This window comes from Paenarthrobacter sp. GQ52 (assembly GCF_059759005.1).
Window position 1 is genome coordinate 711,417 of the sequence record NZ_JCAXEJ010000001.1, and the last position, 19,085, is coordinate 730,501.

Genomic DNA, 19,085 nt, shown 5'->3' on the forward strand with positions numbered 1-19,085 from the left:
TGGCGTGCCTCAGCTGCATGCGCAGGACCGGGGCCCGTCGGGTGCCAGTAGCGTAAGGCAGGTTGGACACGTCGTGGCTGAACTGCTTGAACATGGCCACGGGCCTGTTCGCACGTGCATCGGATGCCGGAAGCAAGGCTCCCGGTCCGAGCTTGTCCGGCTAGTCGCCCAAGGCAGCGGTTCGTCCGCCGTCCTGGTGGATGAACGACGCCGGATGGCCGGCAGGGGTGCGTGGCTGCACCCCAGCGAAAAGTGCTTGGCATTGGCGATCAAGCGGCGAGCTTTCGGAAGGGCCCTTGCGGGTGCATCCGATACACGCGCCGTAGAGAGATACCTGATGTCCGGTACGCCACTTGTGGAGGCCCAGGCCGCCGCAGGAAAACCGTCCAAACCTGAAAGCGGGTCAGAAAACTGATGGAAACCCGATGAGTTCCCAGCGATGAGTGCGTAACGATGACAACTTTGTTGCGCTCTGCAATGGGCCTTTCAATCGCGCAAGCGGCGAAGGCCCGCAGTAAGAAGTAGACGGTTCGTGCCTGGCTCGGTGCGGACCGAGACAGGAGAAATGTGGCCAAGGTCCGCGTACATGAGCTCGCCAAAGAGCTCGGTATTACTTCCAAAGATGCAGTAACCAAACTGCAGGAATTGGGCGAATTCGTTCGCTCCGCCTCTTCAACAATTGAGGCCCCCGTCGTGAAGAAGCTTCGCGACGCCTACCCGGGTGCCGGCGCTGCCAAAGCCGCCGCGCCCGCTGCAGCCCCCAAAGCTCCCGCAGCATCCCGTCCGGCAGCTCCGGCACCGGGTCCTGCAGCGCCGAAGGCTCCGGCCCCGGCACCTGCAGCCCCCGCTCCGGCAGCTCCGGCCGCCACTACACCGGCAGCTCCTGCTGCCACTGCTCCGGCAGCACCCGCGCCGGCAGCCCCTGCGGCTCCTGCCGCATCCACCCCGGTTTCGGCCAAGCCCGGCGCCCGTCCTGCTCCCAAGGCAGAGACTCCGGCTCCGGCACGTCAAGGTGGCCAGGCTCCGCGTCCCGGCGGACCCCGTCCGGGCAACAACCCGTTTGCTACGTCCCAGGGCATGCCCCGGGGCCGTGGTGGCGACGGAGACCGTCCGCCGCGTCCGGGTAACAACCCGTTTGCACCGTCCCAGGGCATGCCCCGGGGCGAACGCCGCAACGATGGCGAACGCCCCGGTGGTCCGCGTCCCGCGGCTGGCGCAGGCGGCCCCCGTCCCGCAGCAGGTACCGGTGGACCCCGTCCGGGCGCTCCGCGTCCCGGTGCACCCCGTCCGGGCGCTCCGCGTCCCGCCGGCGGTCCGGGTGCCGGAAACCGTCCTACCCCGGGCATGATGCCCAACCGCACTGAGCGTCCGGCTCCCGGTGGCGCAGGCCGTCCGGGTGGCGCAGGCCGTCCCGGTGGCGGACCCGGTCGTCCCGGTGGCGCACCTGGTGCAGGCACTGGTGGCGGAGCTCCCGCCGGCGGTGGCTTCGGCAAGGGTGGCCGCGGTCGCGGTGGTACCCAGGGTGCCTTCGGCAAGGGCGGCGCCGGTCGTGGCAAGCAGCGCAAGTCGAAGCGTGCGAAGCGCCAGGAACTGGAGCAGATGAGTGCTCCGTCACTGGGCGGCGTATCAGTACCCCGCGGTGATGGCGAGACCATCATCCGCCTGCGTCGTGGTTCGTCCATCACGGACTTTGCCGAGAAGATTGACGCGAACCCCGCATCGCTGGTGACCGTTCTGTTCCACCTCGGTGAGATGGCAACGGCTACGCAGTCCTTGGACGAAGACACCTTTGGCCTGCTTGGCGCCGAACTCGGCTACAAGCTCCAGGTTGTTTCCCCCGAGGATGAAGAACGCGAGCTGCTGGACCAGTTCGACATCAACATCCAGGACGAACTCGACGCCGAAGGCGACGACGTCCTCGAGGCCCGCGCACCGGTTGTCACCGTCATGGGTCACGTTGACCACGGTAAGACCCGCCTGTTGGATGCCATCCGCAACTCGAACGTTGTGGCCGGCGAGCATGGTGGCATCACCCAGCACATTGGTGCTTACCAGATCAGCCACGTCCACGAGGGCACGGCCCGCGATATCACCTTCATTGACACCCCCGGTCACGAGGCCTTCACGGCCATGCGTGCACGTGGTGCCAAGGTCACCGACATCGCGATCCTGGTTGTCGCAGCCGACGACGGCGTTATGCCGCAGACGGTGGAAGCACTCAACCACGCCCAGGCAGCAAACGTGCCGATCGTCGTCGCCGTGAACAAGATCGACAAGGAAGGCGCCAACCCTGACAAGGTCAAGGGCCAGCTGACCGAGTACGGCCTGGTTCCCGAAGAATACGGTGGCGACACCATGTTCGTTGAGGTCTCTGCCCGCCAGAACCTCAACATCGACGAACTGATCGACGCCGTCCTGCTGACGGCCGATGCCGCACTGGATCTGCGCGCCAACCCGGACAAGGACGCTCGAGGCATTGCCATCGAAGCGAACCTCGACAAGGGCCGCGGTGCCGTTGCTACCGTCCTGGTGCAGTCCGGAACCCTGGCAGTGGGCGACACGATCGTGGCCGGTACGGCTCACGGCCGCGTCCGCGCCATGTTCGACGAGAACGGCGAGGCACTCGATGTCGCACTGCCGTCCCGCCCGGTCCAGGTCCTCGGCCTGTCCAACGTGCCGCGCGCAGGTGACACCTTCCTGGTGACCCCTGACGAGCGTACGGCCCGCCAGATCGCTGAGAAGCGTGAAGCTGCCGACCGCAACGCTGCACTGGCCAAGCGTCGCAAGCGCATCAGCCTGGAAGACTTCGACCAGGCCGTTGCCGAAGGCAAGATCGACACCCTCAACCTCATCCTCAAGGGTGACGTGTCCGGTGCCGTGGAAGCCCTCGAAGACGCCTTGCTCAAGATCGACGTCGGAGACGACGACGTTCAGCTTCGTGTCATCCACCGCGGTGTGGGTGCCATCACGCAGAACGACGTCAACCTCGCCACGGTGGACAACGCCATCATCATCGGCTTCAACGTCAAGCCGGCCGAGCGTGTTGCTGAACTGGCTGACCGTGAAGGCGTGGACATGCGCTTCTACTCGGTTATCTACGCAGCAATCGATGACATCGAGATGGCCCTCAAGGGCATGCTCAAGCCGGAATACGAAGAAGTCCAGCTCGGTACTGCCGAGGTTCGCGAAGTCTTCCGTTCTTCCAAGTTCGGAAACATCGCCGGCTCGATCGTCCGCACGGGCATCATCCGCCGTAACACCAAGGCACGTGTCAGCCGCGACGGCAAGGTCATCGGTGACAACCTCACCGTTGAGACGCTCAAGCGCTTCAAGGATGACGCCACCGAAGTCCGCACCGACTTCGAGTGTGGTATCGGTCTTGGCTCCTTCAATGACATCACTGAAGGCGACATCATCGAGACCTTCGAAATGCGCGAAAAGCCGCGTAGCTAGGTTCCGTTTGGAACGGGTCCGTCGGGTAGCCCCGGCGGACCCGTTCCTTCCCCTTTTCTACTTACCAGGAGGAAGTCATGGCTGATCCCGCACGCGCTGCCAAGCTGGCACAGCGGATAAAGGTCGTCGTCGCTGAGGCCCTCGGACGCCGGGTCAAGGATCCGCGCGTCGAGTCCATCACGGTCACGGACGCCCGCGTCACCAACGACCTTCAGCACGCCACCATCTATTACACCGTTTTTGGTGACGATGTAGCCCAGGCAGATGCTGCCAGGGCGCTGGAGAAGGCCAAGGGTGTGCTGCGCCAGGAAGTCGGCCGCAACATCACTGTTCGCCTCACTCCGACACTCGAGTTCGTGGCTGACCAGATTCCGGTCAATGCCTCCAACCTTGAGGAGCTCCTCCGTGAAGCCAAGCGTCGCGACGCAGAGGTAGCGGCTTTGGCTGCCAGTGCCAAGCACGCAGGCGAGGCAGACCCTTACAAGGGTGAATCTCCGGAGGACGTTGACGAGGACGACTTCGACGAAGAGGACACTGACCTCTCCGGCGATAACGAACTCGACGAAGACGCCAACCGCTAGTTTTTGAGCAACTAATGCCCCTAAGAAGCCTTCTTAGGGGCATTTGCTGTACTCAAACTCGCTATGATCGGGAGCATGTCGCCGCACAGTGCTCAGCAACGTGATGAATACCTGAACCTGGCCATCAAGCTGGCCGTGCAAAACGTTTCCGACGGCGGCGGCCCTTTCGGCGCCGTCGTGGTCGCCCCGGACGGAACCGTCCATGAGGGAGTCAACCGGGTCACGCGGGACCACGATCCCACAGCACATGCCGAAGTGGTGGCAATCCGCCGTGCCGCAGCTGCGACCAAGAGGTTCGACCTCACGGGATCCGTTCTCTACGCAAGCTGTGAACCATGCCCGCTGTGCCTATCCGCCACGCTCTGGGCCAGGATCGGACATGTCTATTTCGCGGCAGACCGGCACGGCGCGGCCAGGGCGGGCTTCGACGACGCTGTGTTCTACGAGTACTTCGCAGGCACCAGGCCGGAGCTGCTGCCCGTGGAACATGCCGAGTTGGCCGCTTCAGATGAACCCTTCGAGGCATGGCGGAGCCACGCGCACAGGACGAGCTACTGAGCCCGATACTGAGAAACAGCGCGACTAGACCTTGGCTGGGAGGCGGCTGACGCCGTCGAGCAGGTCTTGTTGACCGCCACAAAGGGCGATCCTGATCCAGCCCTCGCCGATCGAGCCAAATGCCGTACCGGGAGCGAAGGACACTCCGGACTCAGCCAGGAAGGCCCGCACCCAGGCCCTGACATCCCCGCCGCTCAGATGCGAGACGTCGGCCCACAGGTAGAACGCCCCCTGGGCGCCCAGGAACGGAATTCCCTTCTTCGCCAAAACAGCTGAGGCTGCATCCCGGTTACTCCGGTAGTGGTCGCGAGCCTGGGAAACATAGTCCTGGGGTCCTGTCAGCGCGGCCAAGGCGGCGTACTGCGAAGGAGACGCGACGCAGGACACGATTGACTCCATAACGTTGTTCATCTTCGGCTCCAACCCGGGCGGGCAGATCAACGCTCCAATCCGAAGGCCTGTTAGCCCGTAGGTCTTGGACAGTGTCAGGGAAGTGAAGACCCGGGCTTCTCCGGGGATGTCGCTGTCGAAGCGCACAGGGCTGACATGGGGGACATCGAACGTGAAGGCTTCATAGCACTCGTCGGAGATGATCCAAAGGTCATGGCGAACGGCAAGCTCCACCAGTTGGCGCGTGGATTCTTCGCTGAACACGGCGCCCAAGGGATTGGACGGGGAGTTCAACATAAGGACCCGGGTGCTTGGCGTGATGAGGGTCTCGATGTCCTCAATGCGCGGCTGGAAGTCGTTCTGCGGGTATAGCGGATACTGCACCGGCACGGCGTGCAGCAACCTGCTGGTCATGGCGAAGGTGGGGTAGCCGGGGTTGGGGATGAGAATCTCATCGCCGGGGGAGAGGAGGAGGCTCATGGCGAAGTGCAGTCCCTGTTGGGCGCCGTCCACTACGTACACACGATCCGCGCCGATATCCACGTTTTGCTGTTCCCGGAAGCGGGCGGCAAAGGCTTCACGGAGGGCGGGGATCCCGGCGTTGGGTGTGTAGTTGGTCTCATCCCGATCCAGGCAGTCAATGCCGGCGTCGAGGATGTGCCGGGGTAAGGCAAAGCCCGGCTCCCCGATGCTGAGGACGATTGCGCCGGGGGTGGACCACGCAGCTTCGGTGATCTCACGGATCTGGTTCACAGGGACGTCGCGGACATGCGCGGCAAGCTCAGGCATGGGAGCCATCCTAGCCACCCATATACTGGTAAGCGTGCTTTCTGGACTGGTAATCGTTGACAAACCGCAGGGATGGACCAGCCATGATGTGGTTGGCCGGATGCGGCGGCTGGCCGGCACCCGGAAAGTGGGCCATGCGGGCACGCTTGATCCCATGGCAACCGGCGTTCTGGTGCTCGGCATCAACAAGGCCACGCGCCTGCTGACCTACATTGTGGGCACGTCCAAGACGTACACCGCCACTATCAGGCTGGGCGAAACCACCATCACCGACGACGCCGAGGGCGAGGTCACGGAGGCCCGCACCGCAGCGGACATTACTGATGACGCCGTTGCCTTCGGTGTTGCCGCGCTCACCGGGCCCATCCAGCAGGTTCCCAGCAGCGTCAGCGCCATCAAGGTCAATGGCGAACGCTCCTACGCCCGTGTCCGCTCGGGCGAAGAGGTCAAGCTCGCGGCTCGCCCGGTCACAATCCACCGCTTCGATGTCCACTCCATCACCAGGATCGACGGCGGCAGGGTAGTTGACGTCGACGTCACCGTTGAGTGTTCTTCCGGCACGTACATCAGGGCGTTGGCCCGGGACCTCGGCAACGCCCTGGGCGTCGGTGGGCACCTCACAGCCCTGCGCAGGACCCAAGTTGGCCCGTACTCCCTCGATCAAGCGCGCACGCTCGAGGAGCTGGCAGAAGAGCTCGAGGTTTTGGAGATGTCCTTGGCAGCACGCTCGCTGATGCCCAACCGGGAGTTGAGCGAGGAAGAAACCACCGAGATATCTTTTGGCCGCCGCATCGCTGCCGGACCAGGAGCAGGAACGCCGGACGCTGCCACGGCCGAAAAGCCTGCCGCCGCGTTCGCGCCGTCGGGGGAGCTCGTGGCATTGCTGGCAGACACGGGCAGCTTCGCTAAACCCGTGCTGGTCTTTGCTCCGGGAACTGGAACAGGGCAGGCAAAATAGGCATGGACGGATACTTTTACGCCATCCTCATCGTTGGACTGGTGTCCACGATCATGTGCGTCGTGGCCGGCTTGATGAAGAAAGCCCCGAATGACCCCACCATCTTTTCCGTGCTCGCTGTCGAGCTTGTACTCGTCGTGTATTTGGTGGGCTCGATCGTCCGTGTTGCCATGGGTGAGCAGATGGCCGGTGAAGCATGGGAGTTCTGGGGCTACCTCATTGTTGCCCTGATGATTCCTCTGGGGGCCGTCTATTGGGCCATCCTTGAACGAACCCGCTGGAGCAACTTCGTCCTTGCGGCGGTGGGCATAACCGCATTGGTGATGGCTGCCCGCATGAACCAGATCTGGTACTGACCATGAAGGAAGAACACAACGTGACTGGAACCGAGACCAATCCGGCGAACCGGCAGGCCGGGCAGAAGGACACCCGGAACACAGGACCCGGACGCTTGCTGATCGCGGTCTACGCCGTGTTCGCGTTGTCCGCGACGGCACGTGCCGGCTACCAGATCGCCACCAAATTCGCCGAAGCTCCGTTGGCGCACATCCTGTCGGCGTTCGCCGCCGTCGTTTACATTGTGGCCACCATCTCGCTCGCAAAGCCGGGCCGTACCTGGTTCAAGGTTTCCTTGGCGGCCGTGCTCACTGAGCTCGTGGGGGTGCTGGTGGTTGGCGCGATCAGCCTCTTTGATCCTGTTGCTTTCCCGCATGACACTGTGTGGTCCCTCTTTGGCCGCGGTTATGGCTTTGTCCCGCTCGTCCTGCCGGTCCTTGGCCTTCTATGGCTCAACAAACGCCGGCCGTCCTGAGTCAAACACCCTAGCGGGTAACCTTAGAATGTTCCGGCGCCGGGAGGTTGCCGGGCGGAACGAACATCTGCAGTAAAAAGGCGAGGTTGATGGTCCACATCTGGAACGATCCCACCGAAGTCCCCAAGGACTTCGGACCTACTGTCGTTACCATCGGGAACTTTGACGGCGTCCATCGTGGCCACCAGCACGTTCTGTCGCAGTTGACCGACACAGCAAAGCGGCACAACATTCCCTCGGTTGCCGTGACGTTTGATCCCCACCCCGCCCAGGTCCACAGGCCCGATTCTGCTCCGGAGCTCATCATGGGGCTTCAGGACAAACTTGAGGCCCTCGGCGATACCGGCGTGGACGCCGTCCTGGTGATGAAGTACACCTTGGACCTCGCTGCGATGACCCCGCTGGAGTTTGTCCGTGAGGTCCTTCTCGACGGACTTCACGCCGCACACCTCGTTGTAGGGCACGACCTCCGCTTCGGTGCCGGCAATGCCGGCGACGTAGTCACCATGCAGGAGCTGGGTGATCAACTCGGTTTCGGGGTGCAGGTTGTCAACGAATACGGCGCGGGAGGCTTTCCGGTCCACGACGACGGCGATGCCGACCGCCGCTGTTCCTCCACTTGGGTGAGGGAAGCCTTGTCCGAAGGAGATGTGGTCACTGCTGCCGCAATACTGGGCCGGCCCCACCGCATGCGCGGGGAAGTGGTGCACGGTGCTGCCCGCGGCCGGGATCTTGGTTTCCCGACTGCCAACCTTTCCCATGATTCCACCGGTTATGTCCCGGCGGACGGCATCTATGCGGGGTGGCTGATCGACCAGGCCGGCACGCGCTGGCCCGCCGCCATCTCCGTTGGCTCCAACCCCACGTTCGATGGCGTCAGTCGACAAGTTGAGGCACACGTGATTGACCGTCCTGAAGAGAACGTTGAAGACTTTGACCTCTACGGGCAGACCGTTGCAGTCGAATTCACGCAGCGCCTCCGGGGCATGGTGGCCTACCGGGGGCCGGAAGCGTTGGTCGAACAAATGTGCCTGGACGTAGCCCAGGCCCATGAGCTGTTGACCCGGCAGTAGGGGCATTTCGACAACACCGCTGACGTGCCGGTAAACTGATGAGTGGATCCGGCTGCAGTCCGTGGCGGCTGGACCTGTTTTTGTGTGCGGCAACGTACCAAGGACAACCCGTCAGCGAGGCGCTGCACCGGGAGGCACGGCACAACTCTAGGAGTTCACGTGGCACTTGACGCCGCTGTAAAGCAGTCCATCATCAAGGAATACGCAACCTCTGAAGGCGACACCGGTTCGCCTGAGGTTCAGGTTGCAGTCCTGACTCAGCGGATCAAGGATCTGACTGAGCACATGAAGGAGCACAAGCACGACTTCCACACCCAGCGCGGTCTGCTGGCCATGGTTGGTCGTCGCAAGCGCATGCTTTCCTACCTGAAGAACACTGACATCGCCCGCTACCGTGCGCTCATCGAGCGTCTCGGCCTGCGCCGCTAGTCTGCCTTTAGGGGCGGCCCGCTCCTTATCGGAACGGGCCGCCTTCTTTACCAACAACTAAAAACAGGAATCAACCGCATCGCGCATTCGCGGTCCTCGGTAGTGATTCCCGGGAAGCCATCTGTGACGATGAGCCCGTGGATCTCGATCGATGACCGGGTGTCGTACAGGCCAGGAATAAAGAAGAGGCCTGGGTTGATGCGGCGGACTTCCGCTAACAGAAACGGAGGTGACTCTCTATGGAGGGTCCCGAAATCCAGTTCTCCGAAGCCATTATCGACAACGGACGTTTCGGCAAGCGAGTTATTCGCTTCGAAACCGGCCGCCTTGCCAAGCAGGCAGCCGGCGCCTCGATGGTCTACATCGACGAAGACACCGCACTGCTCTCGGCAACCACCGCGGGCAAGCAGCCGCGCGAAGGTTTCGACTTCTTCCCGCTGACGGTTGATGTCGAAGAGCGCATGTACGCTGCCGGCCGTATCCCGGGTTCGTTCTTCCGCCGCGAAGGCCGCCCCTCCACGGAAGCCATCCTGGCTTGCCGCCTGATGGACCGCCCGCTGCGCCCCGCCTTCGTGAAGGGCCTGCGCAACGAGGTTCAGATCGTGGTTACAGTTCTGGCCATCAACCCGGATGAGCTCTACGACGTCGTCGCCATCAACGCGTCCTCGATGTCCACGCAGCTTTCCGGTCTCCCGTTCTCCGGCCCGATCGGTGGCGTCCGCGTCGCCCTCATCGCCGACGAACAGGGTTCACAGTGGGTCGCCTTCCCCAAGCACTCCCAGCTTGAGAACGCCGTGTTCAACATGGTTGTTGCCGGCCGTATCGCCGGTGACGACGTCGCCATCATGATGGTGGAGGCCGAAGCCACGGACAACTCCTGGAACCTCATCAAGGAACAGGGCGCAACCGCTCCTACCGAAGAGGTTGTTTCCGAGGGCCTCGAGGCTGCCAAGCCGTTCATCAAGGCACTCTGCGAAGCACAGGCAGACCTGGCAGCCCGCGCTGCCAAGCCCACGGTTGAGTTCCCGGTCTTCCTGGACTACCAGGACGATGTCTACGCCGCTGTTGAAGCCGCTGCCGCTGACAAGCTGGCTGCTGTCTTCCAGATCGCTGACAAGCAGGACCGCGACAACGCCTCCGACGAGCTCAAGGATGAGGTCCTTGGCTCACTTGCCGGCCAGTTCGAAGGCCGCGAGAAGGAACTGTCCGCAGCTTTCCGCTCGGTCACCAAGCACGTTGTGCGCCAGCGCATCCTCAAGGACCAGGTCCGCATCGACGGCCGTGGCCTGACGGACATCCGCCAGCTGACCGCCGAGGTAGAGGTTCTGCCCCGCGTTCACGGTTCCGCGATCTTCGAGCGCGGCGAAACCCAGATCATGGGCGTCACCACGCTGAACATGCTCAAGATGGAGCAGCAGATCGACTCGTTGTCGCCGGTAACGCGCAAGCGCTACATGCACAACTACAACTTCCCGCCGTACTCCACCGGTGAAACCGGCCGCGTCGGTTCCCCGAAGCGCCGCGAAATCGGCCACGGTGCCCTCGCTGAGCGCGCCCTGGTACCGGTTCTGCCTACCCGTGAAGAGTTCCCGTACGCCATCCGCCAGGTATCCGAGGCCCTCGGTTCCAACGGTTCGACGTCCATGGGTTCGGTCTGTGCTTCGACGCTCTCCATGCTCAACGCAGGTGTGCCGCTGAAGGCAGCTGTCGCCGGTATCGCCATGGGCCTGGTTTCCGACCAGGTTGACGGCCAGACCCGCTACGCAGCCCTGACCGATATCCTCGGCGCCGAAGACGCATTCGGTGACATGGACTTCAAGGTTGCCGGTACGTCTGAGTTCGTCACGGCCATCCAGCTGGACACCAAGCTCGACGGCATTCCCGCTTCCGTGCTGGCAGCAGCACTGAAGCAGGCCCGCGAAGCCCGCCTCCACATCCTCGAGGTCATCAACGCAGCGATCGACACCCCGGACGAGCTCTCCGAGTTCGCGCCGCGCGTCATCGCCGTCAAGATCCCCGTGGACAAGATCGGCGAGGTCATCGGCCCCAAGGGCAAGATGATCAACCAGATCCAGGAAGACACGGGCGCGGACATCTCCATCGAAGATGACGGCACGGTCTACATTGGCGCCACCAACGGTCCGTCTGCAGATGCAGCCCGTTCCGCCATCAACGCCATCGCCAACCCGCAGGTGCCGGAAATCGGCGAGCGCTACTTGGGTACGGTCGTCAAGACCACCACCTTCGGCGCTTTCGTTTCCCTCACTCCGGGCAAGGACGGCCTGCTGCACATCTCCGAGCTCCGCAAGCTGGCCAATGGCAAGCGCGTGGACAACGTTGATGACGTTGTCTCCGTGGGCCAGAAGGTCCAGGTTGAGATCACCAAGATCGACGACCGCGGAAAGCTCTCCCTCTCCCCGGTAGTTGCCGAGGAAGAAGGAGCAGCCTCCGAGGACGTTCCGGCCGAGGCCGCTGAAGAGTCCGCAGAGTAGTCTGTAAGCAGTACACCCGGCAGGGCCGGTGGGCTTGAAAAAGCTCCACCGGCCCTTCCGGCCTTAACCTGAAAGGCCTTAATGACTGTCGTACCCTTGCCGCTGGAGCAAACCCTTCCCGGTGGCGAACTGATCCATGGTGCCGAGGGCGGTTCCGTCGTACGGCGCTCCGTCCTCCCCGGCGGCGTGCGCGTCCTGACCGAGGCAATGCCCGGTCAGCGTTCGGCCACCATCGGGTTCTGGGTCGCAGTGGGTTCACGCGATGAAGCTGACGGCCAGCATGGTTCCACACACTTCCTTGAGCACCTGCTGTTCAAGGGCACCAAGAGGCGCACAGCCCTGGAGATCGCTTCCGCCTTTGACGAGGTAGGAGGCGAATCCAATGCGGCCACCGCCAAGGAAAGCACCTGCTACTTCGCCCGGGTCTTGGATACGGACCTTCCCATGGCCATTGATGTCATCGCTGACATGATCACCGGCGCGGTGCTCGATCCTGCGGAATTGGAGCAGGAACGCGACGTCATCCTTGAGGAAATCGCCATGGACAGCGATGACCCCACGGATGTAGCCCACGAGAAATTCGTAGCGGCCGTCCTCGGCAATCACCCGCTGGCGCGGCCAATCGGTGGAACCCCGGATGCCATCAAAGCCGTGGCAAGGGACTCAGTCTGGGCGCACTATCAGCGTTACTACCGCCCGGAGGAACTGGTCATCACCGCGGCCGGCGGCCTCGATCACGACGTCGTCTGCCAGCTTGTCCTTGATGCCCTCAAGGCTGCCGGGTGGAACCTTGATGATGGTGCTGCGCCTGTAGAGCGCCGGGGTACTGACCGGGCAGTCATCACAGGTACATCAGGGCTGCACGTGGTGAAGCGTCCCGTGGAGCAGGCCAACATCATCATGGGTTGCCCCACGATCGTTGCCACGGATGACCGCCGTTTTGTCATGAGCGTACTGAACGCCGTTTTGGGTGGTGGCATGTCCTCCCGCCTGTTCCAGGAAATTCGGGAAAAGCGTGGCTTGGTGTACTCCACGTACTCGTTCACGGCAGCGTATGCGGACGCCGGATACTTCGGTATGTACGCCGGTTGCACGCCTTCCAAGGTTCGCCAGGTATTGGAACTCCTGGGCCTCGAGCTGGATAAGCTCGCCAAGGAAGGCATCACGGACGAAGAGCTTCGGAAGGCTGTAGGTCAACTCAGCGGCGGGATTGTCCTTGCGCTCGAGGACACCGGTTCGCGGATGTCGCGGCTTGGCCGGGCGGAACTGGTGTCCGGTGAGTTCCAGGACATTGACGAGACCCTCGGCCGCATCAAGGCCGTCACGGTGGAGGACGTTCAGGAACTTGCCCGCGAACTCGCAGCGGCGCCCCGCACCATCACCGTTGTTGGTCCGTTCGAAGAAACCGAGACCTTCGGACTTTAGTAGATTCCGTCCGGAATCTCTGGACTCGCGCATTGTAAACAGGGCAGCATGATCACACAATGATGCTGCCCTGACTACATTGGAGACCTGATGGATCTGCCCTCAAGCGGCCATGCTGCGGAGATGCTGCGGGACTTCATCGGTCACTGGCGGGGCATTACGGAGATTGCTGCGTCACCGTGGGGAACAGCGCGGACAGCTGAGGCCGAAGCGGTATTCACCAAGGCGGCCGGCGGCTATGCCGTGGTCCAGAGCTACAGGCACCGCGAAGCCGACGGCACGCACTTCGAAGGCCACGGCATGTTCACGGTTGACCGGGACCACGGCGACACTCTGTGGTATTACGTGGACAGCATGGGACGGCCGCCAGCCAGCCCGGTCCGCGGGACATGGCACGCAGGAACGCTGACCCTGGACCGGAGAACGGCCGACGGCGTAGCCAGGCATACGTTCCGCGTCGAAGACGGCGTATTGGTGCACACCGCTGACTTGAGGCTCGAAGGAACTGCCGAGTTCAGCCCGTTGTTGAAGAGTGTGTTCCGGAAGGCATGATCTTGCGGTAATCCGGGTTAATAGCTTCTGGTGTAAACCGTTTCCATGATGCGCGTCTTCGGATTACCGATGAGGGCGGGGGCGCGTTCAGTCGAATTCCATACGGTGGACTGTAAGCGTCCAAGCATGTCCTCGGCTTTTTCGAACGTTTCGAAGTCCAGTTCCACAACAACCACCCCGGAGTCTTCCGCCGGCCTGCTGACACGGAACTGTTGAACACCGGAACCGGCCCTGTCCAAAGGATCGCGGTCGAAGGCTGCCTTCCACATGTCAAAATCTTTGATGCCGTGCTCAATCTGGAGCGTGTACATGGCGTTCCTTCCCGGATGTTGCCTGATGACGCTTCCAGAGTAGGACTGCGCTGCGGGAGAAGATATGCCCGGGCCGTCTTTGGTGGGTGGGCCTGTACTTGGCCTAGCCCCCGGCGAAGGGGGGCAGGACGTCAATGATGTCGTCGCTTCCCAGGGGAGCCGCACGATCCCGGACAGCCACCTCGTTGCGGAGAAAACTGCTGCGCGCCACGATCCTGGCCAGCGGAGGGGTGCCTTCGGGAGGCAGTGGACGTTCGACGGCGAGCGCAGCTTCCAGCAGCGCCTCCAGGCTGGTGCCTTCCGGGAGGACGTGAAGTTCTTCTTCCACACCGGCGGCCGCGCGTGCGGCAGCGAAGTAACGGACAAGCAAGGGTTTAGCCTCCGATTGCGCTCATGCTGCGGTCTGGCTGGACGAAGTCCGCTGCGCCGAGACCTGTGTGATCCATGCCGTGGGCTTTGGGTTTGACCCACATGGCGTCCTGCCACCGCGATGCCAGTTGGTCATCCGTGGCGCCCCCACGGAGGATGCCCAGGAGATCGAATTCTTCGCGGGAGAAAAGGCAGCTCATGATCTTGCCCTCAGCAGTGATCCGGGTACGCCGGCAGTCGGAACAGAACGGCTCAGTGACGGAGGCGATGATGCCCACTGTACCGAGGACCGGACCCGTAGCCACGCCCGTTGCCGTGTCCCGGCGTCGTACTTCAAAGCGCTCGGCTGGTGCGCCATCCCGCTCACGGGGGTCGTTGTCCAGCACGAAGTCGCGGGAAAGCAGCTCACGAATCTCGGCGGCAGTGATCATGTTGCGCCGGGTCCACCCGTGGTCGGCGTCCAGCGGCATCTGCTCGATGAAGCGGAGCTCGTAGCCGCGGCCCAAGGCCCACGCCAGGAGGTCCGGTGACTCCGCGTCATTGATCCCGCGCATCAGCACAGCATTCAGTTTCACCGGGCCCAACCCGGCTGCCCAGGCGGCGTCGACGCCGGCCAGGACGCGGTCCAGGAAGGGGCGTCGGGTGAGTTTGGTAAATGTCTCTTCATGGAGGGAGTCGAGCGAGACGTTGATCCGGGTGAGGCCCGCCGCTTTCAACGCAGCGGCCTTCTTATCCAGTCCCACACCGTTGGTGGTCATGGAAATGGGGAGGTCCGGGTGGTCGTTCCGGATGCCGGCAATAATGTCCACCAAGTCAGCGCGGACCAAAGGCTCACCGCCGGTGAGCCGGAGCTCCCGAACGCCCAGAGCATTGACGCCCACGCGGACAATGCGGACGATTTCGTCCCTGGTCATCACGGCTTGTTTCGAAAGCCATTCAAGCCCCTCGGCAGGCATGCAGTAGGTACAGCGCAGATTGCACTTGTCCGTCAGGGACAGGCGCATATCCGTCGCTCGCCGACCATAGCGGTCCCACAGCCCGGCGGGCGTACCTGCGGGACGTAGGGGCGGAACTGCCACGCCGCTTTCCGTGCTGCCCACAGCACCGCCCGAAGGGGGTACCGGCATGCCCAGCTGAACACTCATAAATTCAGGCTACGCCACCGCGGCTGGATCAGTGACACCCATTACAGTCATTGAGTTCTTACGGATTCCATACACTTGTGCCCTCAGGGCCCGGATCGGGTGCTGCGCAACGTCCGCAAACCTATGCTGAAAGCGTGACCACTAATACGGCATCATCAGCGGAGCCCGGGAATCGTCGCATCCTCCTGGTGGAGGATGAACAGACCATAGCCGACGTTGTCCGCGATTACCTGCTCAAAGCAGGATTCCAAGTGGACATGGCGGGGGACGGCTTCACCGCCCTCAAGCTGGCAGCCTCGCGACAACCTGATCTAGTGATCCTGGACCGGATGCTGCCGGGACTGGACGGTGTTGAGGTGTGTCGCCGACTCCGCCAAAGCATGAGCGTGCCCGTCATCATGGTCACGGCACTGGGAACCGAGGACGACCGGATTCTGGGCTTGGAGATGGGAGCTGACGACTACGTCACCAAGCCCTTCTCTCCCCGGGAGCTGGTCCTTCGGGTGAAGTCGGTATTACGCCGGAGCATCAAGGAATTCGCGCCGGAACCGCCGGTTGAAGCCGCAGGTCTCGAGCTCGATCCCGCTTCCCGGACAGTCACGCATGGTGGAGTTCCCCTGGCACTGACCGTCCGCGAGTTCGACCTGCTGGCTTTTTTGATGCGAAGGCCCCACCAGGTCTTCAGCCGGGAAGAACTGATCAAGGCCGTGTGGGGATGGGACTTCGGCGATTTGTCCACGGTCACGGTCCACGTCCGGCGCTTGCGGGAGAAGATCGAAGCCAACCCCACCAAACCCGAGCTGCTGAAAACCGTATGGGGCGTCGGCTACCGCTTCGACGGCAAGCGGTATGCCGCCGGGCCTGAGGGCCTGGACGATGAAGAAGGTGAGCATGGAGGGCAGTGAGCTGTGGACCATCCTCGCATGGGTCCTGTTCTGGGCCGTGTTCATCGGGGCCACCACCTGGGTGCTCCTCCGGCTGCTTCGCCGGGCCTCGGTACTCACCCAGATCTGCTTGGTGGTTGTGGCTACTGTCGCCGTGCTGGTGGCGGGCATGGTCAGTGCTTTCAATGCGATGTTTATTTCCGCGAGGGACCTCGAAGTCATGTGGTACATCCTGGCCACTGCCTCGGCGGTTGCCGTTGCACTGTCCCTGATGCTGGGTGCCGGTGTCTCCAGGAACGCTGCCCACTTGGTTGACGCCGCCCGGCGACTGGGCCGAGGCGAAACCCTGGAACACACAGCGGGCCAGGGGCGGGGGAGCGTTCCGGCCATGACGTCCGAACTCGCAGAACTGGCCAAGGAACTTGAGGCTAGCAGCCGTAGCCTGGCCGAGTCCCGGGAACGCGAAGCCGCCCTGGAGACTGCGCGACGCGAGCTTGTGTCGTGGATTTCCCATGATCTCCGAACACCCCTGGCCAGCATGCGCGCCATGACCGAAGCCCTTGAGGACGGCATGGCATCAGATGTGCAAGGTTATTACCGGAAGATCATCGGGCAGACCGAACAAATGACGGCCATGGTCAACGACCTCTCGGAACTGTCCAAGATCCAGGCCGGCACCCTCCGCCTGCGCGCTGAACCCTTGGACCTCTACGACCTCGTCAGCGATGCCCTTTCGGACCTGGCGCCGCTGGCCGCTAAACGCGGCATCAGGCTCGACGGCGGCGGGGAACGTGAGTGCATGGCCGTCGCCGACGGACCAAGCCTCGCCCGGGCAGTGCGGAACATACTCCTCAATGCCATCATCTACAGCGAGCCAAGCAGCGACGTCCATATCAGTGTCGGACGGGACGGCGTCGGACGGGACGGCCCTGAAGGGAAGAACGCTGGAAATGCCGTTATCGCCGTCCAGGACCAATGCGGCGGCATCCCGGACGAGGACCTCCCGCACTTGTTCGAAACGGGCTGGCAGAAAGATCCCGCCCGCCGCACCAGCGAAGCATTACAGGGCAGCTACAGCGGGGCCGGCATCGGTCTCAGCATGGTGGCCGGCATCGTCAAAGCTCATGGCGGATCGGTCACAGTGGACAACGTCGAGGGTGGCTGTCGCTTTGTGTTGTCACTTCCGGCCGGGGCAACCCCACCCGGGTCTTCGATGCCTCCCGACCATCAACCCATCGCAATGGACAACCGCCTCGGAGGCACGACATGAGCACGCTCGCACCCGGTACCACCAAGCAGCGGCGCCTCACGGGTAAGCCTGCGCTGTGGGCTGCTGCCGCGGGTGTGGCTGCCGGCGCAGCCGGGATCGCTGCAGGCGAACTGACCGCCGGCCTCTTGAGCCCTTTGGTTTCGCCCGTCACGGCCCTTGGCGGAGCGGTAATCGACGCCGTGCCGCCAGGGGTCAAAGACTTGGCAGTGCAGTTATTCGGAACCGCAGACAAGATCGTGTTAGTAGCTTGCATCGTGGGCGTGGCAGGAATTCTTGCAGCGCTCGCCGGTATCTTGGAGCGTCGCCGCAATGGCTGGGGCCTGGCCCTTGCCGGACTGGCGGGTGTCGCAGGGCTGACTGCCGTCGTGACCCGGGCCCAAGCCAGTCCCCAGGCAGCGCTTGCGCCGATTGTTGCCGCGGTACTCACCATGGTGCTGCTGCGAAACCTCTTGCGTCGGCTGGCAACCTGGGCTCCGTCGGAAGAAACCCCCGGCCGTGAGGAAGCGCCACTGGCTCGGCGGAGCTTCCTGAACGCCTTGGCTGGAACTTCCCTTGCCGCCGTCGTAGCCGGAACGGTGACCACCGTCCTTACCCGGGCCACGGCGGTGGCTTCAGGCTTCCGGGGCTCCATGACGCTCCCGGAACCCGCCACACCGCTGCAAACCATCCCGGCCGGCGCGTCCCTGTCCGTGGATGGCATCAGCCCTTTGGTTACACCAAATGCCGATTTCTATAGGATCGACACAGCATTGACCGTCCCGGCCATCGACCCCCCTGCTTGGAAACTGAGGGTCACCGGAATGGTGGAACGCGAGGTTGAAATCGACTTTGCTACCCTCCTCGCCAAGCCCATGACAGAACGCCATGTCACTATCGCCTGCGTGTCCAACAACGTCGGTGGTGACCTCATCGGCAACGCCCTATGGCTGGGTTGGCCCGTGAGGGAACTATTGGCAATGGCAGGGCCCAAAGCCGGTGCTGACATGGTCCTGTCCACCAGTAACGACGGCTGGACGGCCAGCACTCCCTTGGAGGCCCTCACCGACGACCGTGATGCGCTCCTGGCCGTCGGCATGAACGGTGAACCGCTTCCGCTGGAACATGGCTTCCCGGTGCGGATGATTGTGCCGGGACTCTATGGTTTTGTTTCTGCCACCAAATGGTTAACCGAACTGAAAGTCACACGTTTTTCCGACGACACCGCGTACTGGACGACTCGGGGTTGGAGCGATCACGGACCCATCAAGACGCAATCGCGCATCGATGTCCCCCGCAACGGCCGAAGCGTCCAAGCAGGCAGGGTCCAATTCGGCGGCGTGGCGTGGGCCCAGCACAGGGGCATCAACGGCGTAGAGCTTCGCGTCAATCGCGGACCATGGCAGCAGGCTACGCTGGCCGGCGCGATCTCCACCGACACTTGGTACCAGTGGCAATGCGGCATCGACCTGACGCCAGGTGAGTACGAAGTGCAGGTCCGGGCCACCGATTCCAAGGGTGAACCGCAAACTGAAGACAATGCACCAGTAGCTCCCGATGGCGCCACGGGCTATCACACCATCAACGTCAAGGTGGGCTGAGGCCCTAGTCTGGGTACG

The 19,085-nt window shown here is 63.0% G+C and carries 19 protein-coding genes; 15 read left to right on the plus strand and 4 right to left on the minus strand.

Annotation, left to right across the window (positions count from 1 at the left end):
- Positions 1-73 precede the first annotated feature (73 nt).
- The 4 genes from AC6CH8_RS03135 (at position 74) to AC6CH8_RS03150 (ending at position 4,592) form a co-directional block, all read left to right on the plus strand.
- Positions 74-415 (plus strand): YlxR family protein, encoded by a 342-nt coding sequence (locus AC6CH8_RS03135; protein WP_474662173.1) that lies wholly within the window; start codon positions 74-76, stop codon positions 413-415.
- 152 nt (positions 416-567) lie between these two features.
- Positions 568-3,453 carry a translation initiation factor IF-2 gene (infB, locus tag AC6CH8_RS03140; protein WP_091466438.1) on the plus strand — a complete coding sequence of 962 codons (2,886 nt, stop codon included), beginning with the start codon at positions 568-570 and terminating at the stop codon, positions 3,451-3,453.
- A gap of 77 nt (positions 3,454-3,530) precedes the next feature.
- The gene (gene rbfA / locus AC6CH8_RS03145; RefSeq protein ID WP_474662174.1) at positions 3,531-4,034 is read left to right on the plus strand and encodes a 30S ribosome-binding factor RbfA; all 504 of its coding nucleotides are present in this window, start codon (positions 3,531-3,533) and stop codon (positions 4,032-4,034) included.
- Positions 4,035-4,109: 75 nt separating this feature from the next.
- Positions 4,110-4,592 (plus strand): nucleoside deaminase, encoded by a 483-nt coding sequence (locus AC6CH8_RS03150; RefSeq protein WP_420180657.1) that lies wholly within the window; start codon positions 4,110-4,112, stop codon positions 4,590-4,592.
- A gap of 24 nt (positions 4,593-4,616) precedes the next feature.
- On the opposite strand, the gene AC6CH8_RS03155 is transcribed toward AC6CH8_RS03150, so the two are convergent.
- Positions 4,617-5,771 (minus strand): pyridoxal phosphate-dependent aminotransferase, encoded by a 1,155-nt coding sequence (locus AC6CH8_RS03155; RefSeq protein ID WP_498188597.1) that lies wholly within the window; start codon positions 5,769-5,771, stop codon positions 4,617-4,619.
- Between the two features lie 34 nt (positions 5,772-5,805).
- On the opposite strand from AC6CH8_RS03155, the gene truB reads away from it, so the two are divergent.
- From truB to AC6CH8_RS03195, 8 genes are all read left to right on the plus strand, one after another.
- Positions 5,806-6,729 carry a tRNA pseudouridine(55) synthase TruB gene (gene truB / locus AC6CH8_RS03160; RefSeq protein WP_498188598.1) on the plus strand — a complete coding sequence of 308 codons (924 nt, stop codon included), beginning with the start codon at positions 5,806-5,808 and terminating at the stop codon, positions 6,727-6,729.
- A 2-nt stretch (positions 6,730-6,731) separates the two neighbouring features.
- On the plus strand, positions 6,732-7,085 hold the full coding sequence (locus AC6CH8_RS03165) for a hypothetical protein (protein WP_091466448.1): 354 nt from the start codon (positions 6,732-6,734) through the stop codon (positions 7,083-7,085).
- A 2-nt stretch (positions 7,086-7,087) separates the two neighbouring features.
- On the plus strand, positions 7,088-7,540 hold the full coding sequence (locus tag AC6CH8_RS03170) for a hypothetical protein (RefSeq protein WP_420180660.1): 453 nt from the start codon (positions 7,088-7,090) through the stop codon (positions 7,538-7,540).
- Between the two features lie 89 nt (positions 7,541-7,629).
- Complete coding sequence (locus AC6CH8_RS03175) at positions 7,630-8,613, plus strand: bifunctional riboflavin kinase/FAD synthetase (protein WP_498188599.1); 984 nt, start codon at positions 7,630-7,632, stop codon at positions 8,611-8,613.
- Positions 8,614-8,772: 159 nt separating this feature from the next.
- Positions 8,773-9,042: a 30S ribosomal protein S15 gene (gene rpsO, locus AC6CH8_RS03180; RefSeq protein WP_017198030.1), complete on the plus strand. Its 270-nt coding sequence runs from the start codon at positions 8,773-8,775 to the stop codon at positions 9,040-9,042.
- A 239-nt stretch (positions 9,043-9,281) separates the two neighbouring features.
- On the plus strand, positions 9,282-11,534 hold the full coding sequence (locus AC6CH8_RS03185) for a polyribonucleotide nucleotidyltransferase (protein ID WP_498188600.1): 2,253 nt from the start codon (positions 9,282-9,284) through the stop codon (positions 11,532-11,534).
- Between the two features lie 81 nt (positions 11,535-11,615).
- Positions 11,616-12,959, plus strand: coding sequence for a M16 family metallopeptidase (locus tag AC6CH8_RS03190; RefSeq protein ID WP_364305559.1), 1,344 nt, complete (start codon positions 11,616-11,618; stop codon positions 12,957-12,959).
- A 90-nt stretch (positions 12,960-13,049) separates the two neighbouring features.
- Complete coding sequence (locus AC6CH8_RS03195) at positions 13,050-13,511, plus strand: DUF1579 family protein (protein ID WP_091466458.1); 462 nt, start codon at positions 13,050-13,052, stop codon at positions 13,509-13,511.
- A gap of 17 nt (positions 13,512-13,528) precedes the next feature.
- On the opposite strand, the gene AC6CH8_RS03200 is transcribed toward AC6CH8_RS03195, so the two are convergent.
- From AC6CH8_RS03200 to moaA, 3 genes are all read right to left on the minus strand, one after another.
- On the minus strand, positions 13,529-13,822 hold the full coding sequence (locus AC6CH8_RS03200) for a hypothetical protein (RefSeq protein ID WP_498188601.1): 294 nt from the start codon (positions 13,820-13,822) through the stop codon (positions 13,529-13,531).
- Between the two features lie 103 nt (positions 13,823-13,925).
- Positions 13,926-14,192 carry a MoaD/ThiS family protein gene (locus AC6CH8_RS03205; protein WP_017198026.1) on the minus strand — a complete coding sequence of 89 codons (267 nt, stop codon included), beginning with the start codon at positions 14,190-14,192 and terminating at the stop codon, positions 13,926-13,928.
- A 4-nt stretch (positions 14,193-14,196) separates the two neighbouring features.
- Complete coding sequence (moaA, locus tag AC6CH8_RS03210; RefSeq protein ID WP_498188602.1) at positions 14,197-15,336, minus strand: GTP 3',8-cyclase MoaA; 1,140 nt, start codon at positions 15,334-15,336, stop codon at positions 14,197-14,199.
- 134 nt (positions 15,337-15,470) lie between these two features.
- Here moaA and AC6CH8_RS03215 point away from each other — a divergent pair, with 134 nt between their 5' ends.
- The 3 genes from AC6CH8_RS03215 to AC6CH8_RS03225 are packed head-to-tail and all read left to right on the plus strand — an operon-like array spanning position 15,471 to position 19,067.
- Positions 15,471-16,241, plus strand: a complete 771-nt coding sequence (locus AC6CH8_RS03215) for a response regulator transcription factor (protein WP_498188603.1) — start codon at positions 15,471-15,473, stop codon at positions 16,239-16,241.
- Complete coding sequence (locus AC6CH8_RS03220) at positions 16,228-17,490, plus strand: sensor histidine kinase (RefSeq protein ID WP_498188604.1); 1,263 nt, start codon at positions 16,228-16,230, stop codon at positions 17,488-17,490. Before AC6CH8_RS03215 ends, AC6CH8_RS03220 begins: the two co-directional genes overlap by 14 nt.
- The gene (locus tag AC6CH8_RS03225) at positions 17,487-19,067 is read left to right on the plus strand and encodes a molybdopterin-dependent oxidoreductase (RefSeq protein ID WP_498188605.1); all 1,581 of its coding nucleotides are present in this window, start codon (positions 17,487-17,489) and stop codon (positions 19,065-19,067) included. Before AC6CH8_RS03220 ends, AC6CH8_RS03225 begins: the two co-directional genes overlap by 4 nt.
- The last annotated feature ends 18 nt before the right edge of the window (positions 19,068-19,085 follow it).

What these genes read in the sequence shown, in the direction of transcription:
- rbfA (WP_474662174.1), top strand. Translation starts at nt 3,531, where the DNA reads ATGGCTGATCCCGCACGCGCTGCCAAGCTGGCACAGCGGATAAAGGTC.
- AC6CH8_RS03150 (WP_420180657.1), top strand. Translation starts at nt 4,110, where the DNA reads ATGTCGCCGCACAGTGCTCAGCAACGTGATGAATACCTGAACCTGGCC.
- AC6CH8_RS03155 (WP_498188597.1), bottom strand. Translation starts at nt 5,771, where the DNA reads ATGCCTGAGCTTGCCGCGCATGTCCGCGACGTCCCTGTGAACCAGATC.
- AC6CH8_RS03165 (WP_091466448.1), top strand. Translation starts at nt 6,732, where the DNA reads ATGGACGGATACTTTTACGCCATCCTCATCGTTGGACTGGTGTCCACG.
- AC6CH8_RS03170 (WP_420180660.1), top strand. Translation starts at nt 7,088, where the DNA reads ATGAAGGAAGAACACAACGTGACTGGAACCGAGACCAATCCGGCGAAC.
- AC6CH8_RS03175 (WP_498188599.1), top strand. Translation starts at nt 7,630, where the DNA reads ATGGTCCACATCTGGAACGATCCCACCGAAGTCCCCAAGGACTTCGGA.
- AC6CH8_RS03185 (WP_498188600.1), top strand. Translation starts at nt 9,282, where the DNA reads ATGGAGGGTCCCGAAATCCAGTTCTCCGAAGCCATTATCGACAACGGA.
- AC6CH8_RS03190 (WP_364305559.1), top strand. Translation starts at nt 11,616, where the DNA reads ATGACTGTCGTACCCTTGCCGCTGGAGCAAACCCTTCCCGGTGGCGAA.
- AC6CH8_RS03195 (WP_091466458.1), top strand. Translation starts at nt 13,050, where the DNA reads ATGGATCTGCCCTCAAGCGGCCATGCTGCGGAGATGCTGCGGGACTTC.
- AC6CH8_RS03200 (WP_498188601.1), bottom strand. Translation starts at nt 13,822, where the DNA reads ATGTACACGCTCCAGATTGAGCACGGCATCAAAGATTTTGACATGTGG.
- moaA (WP_498188602.1), bottom strand. Translation starts at nt 15,336, where the DNA reads ATGAGTGTTCAGCTGGGCATGCCGGTACCCCCTTCGGGCGGTGCTGTG.
- AC6CH8_RS03220 (WP_498188604.1), top strand. Translation starts at nt 16,228, where the DNA reads ATGGAGGGCAGTGAGCTGTGGACCATCCTCGCATGGGTCCTGTTCTGG.
- AC6CH8_RS03225 (WP_498188605.1), top strand. Translation starts at nt 17,487, where the DNA reads ATGAGCACGCTCGCACCCGGTACCACCAAGCAGCGGCGCCTCACGGGT.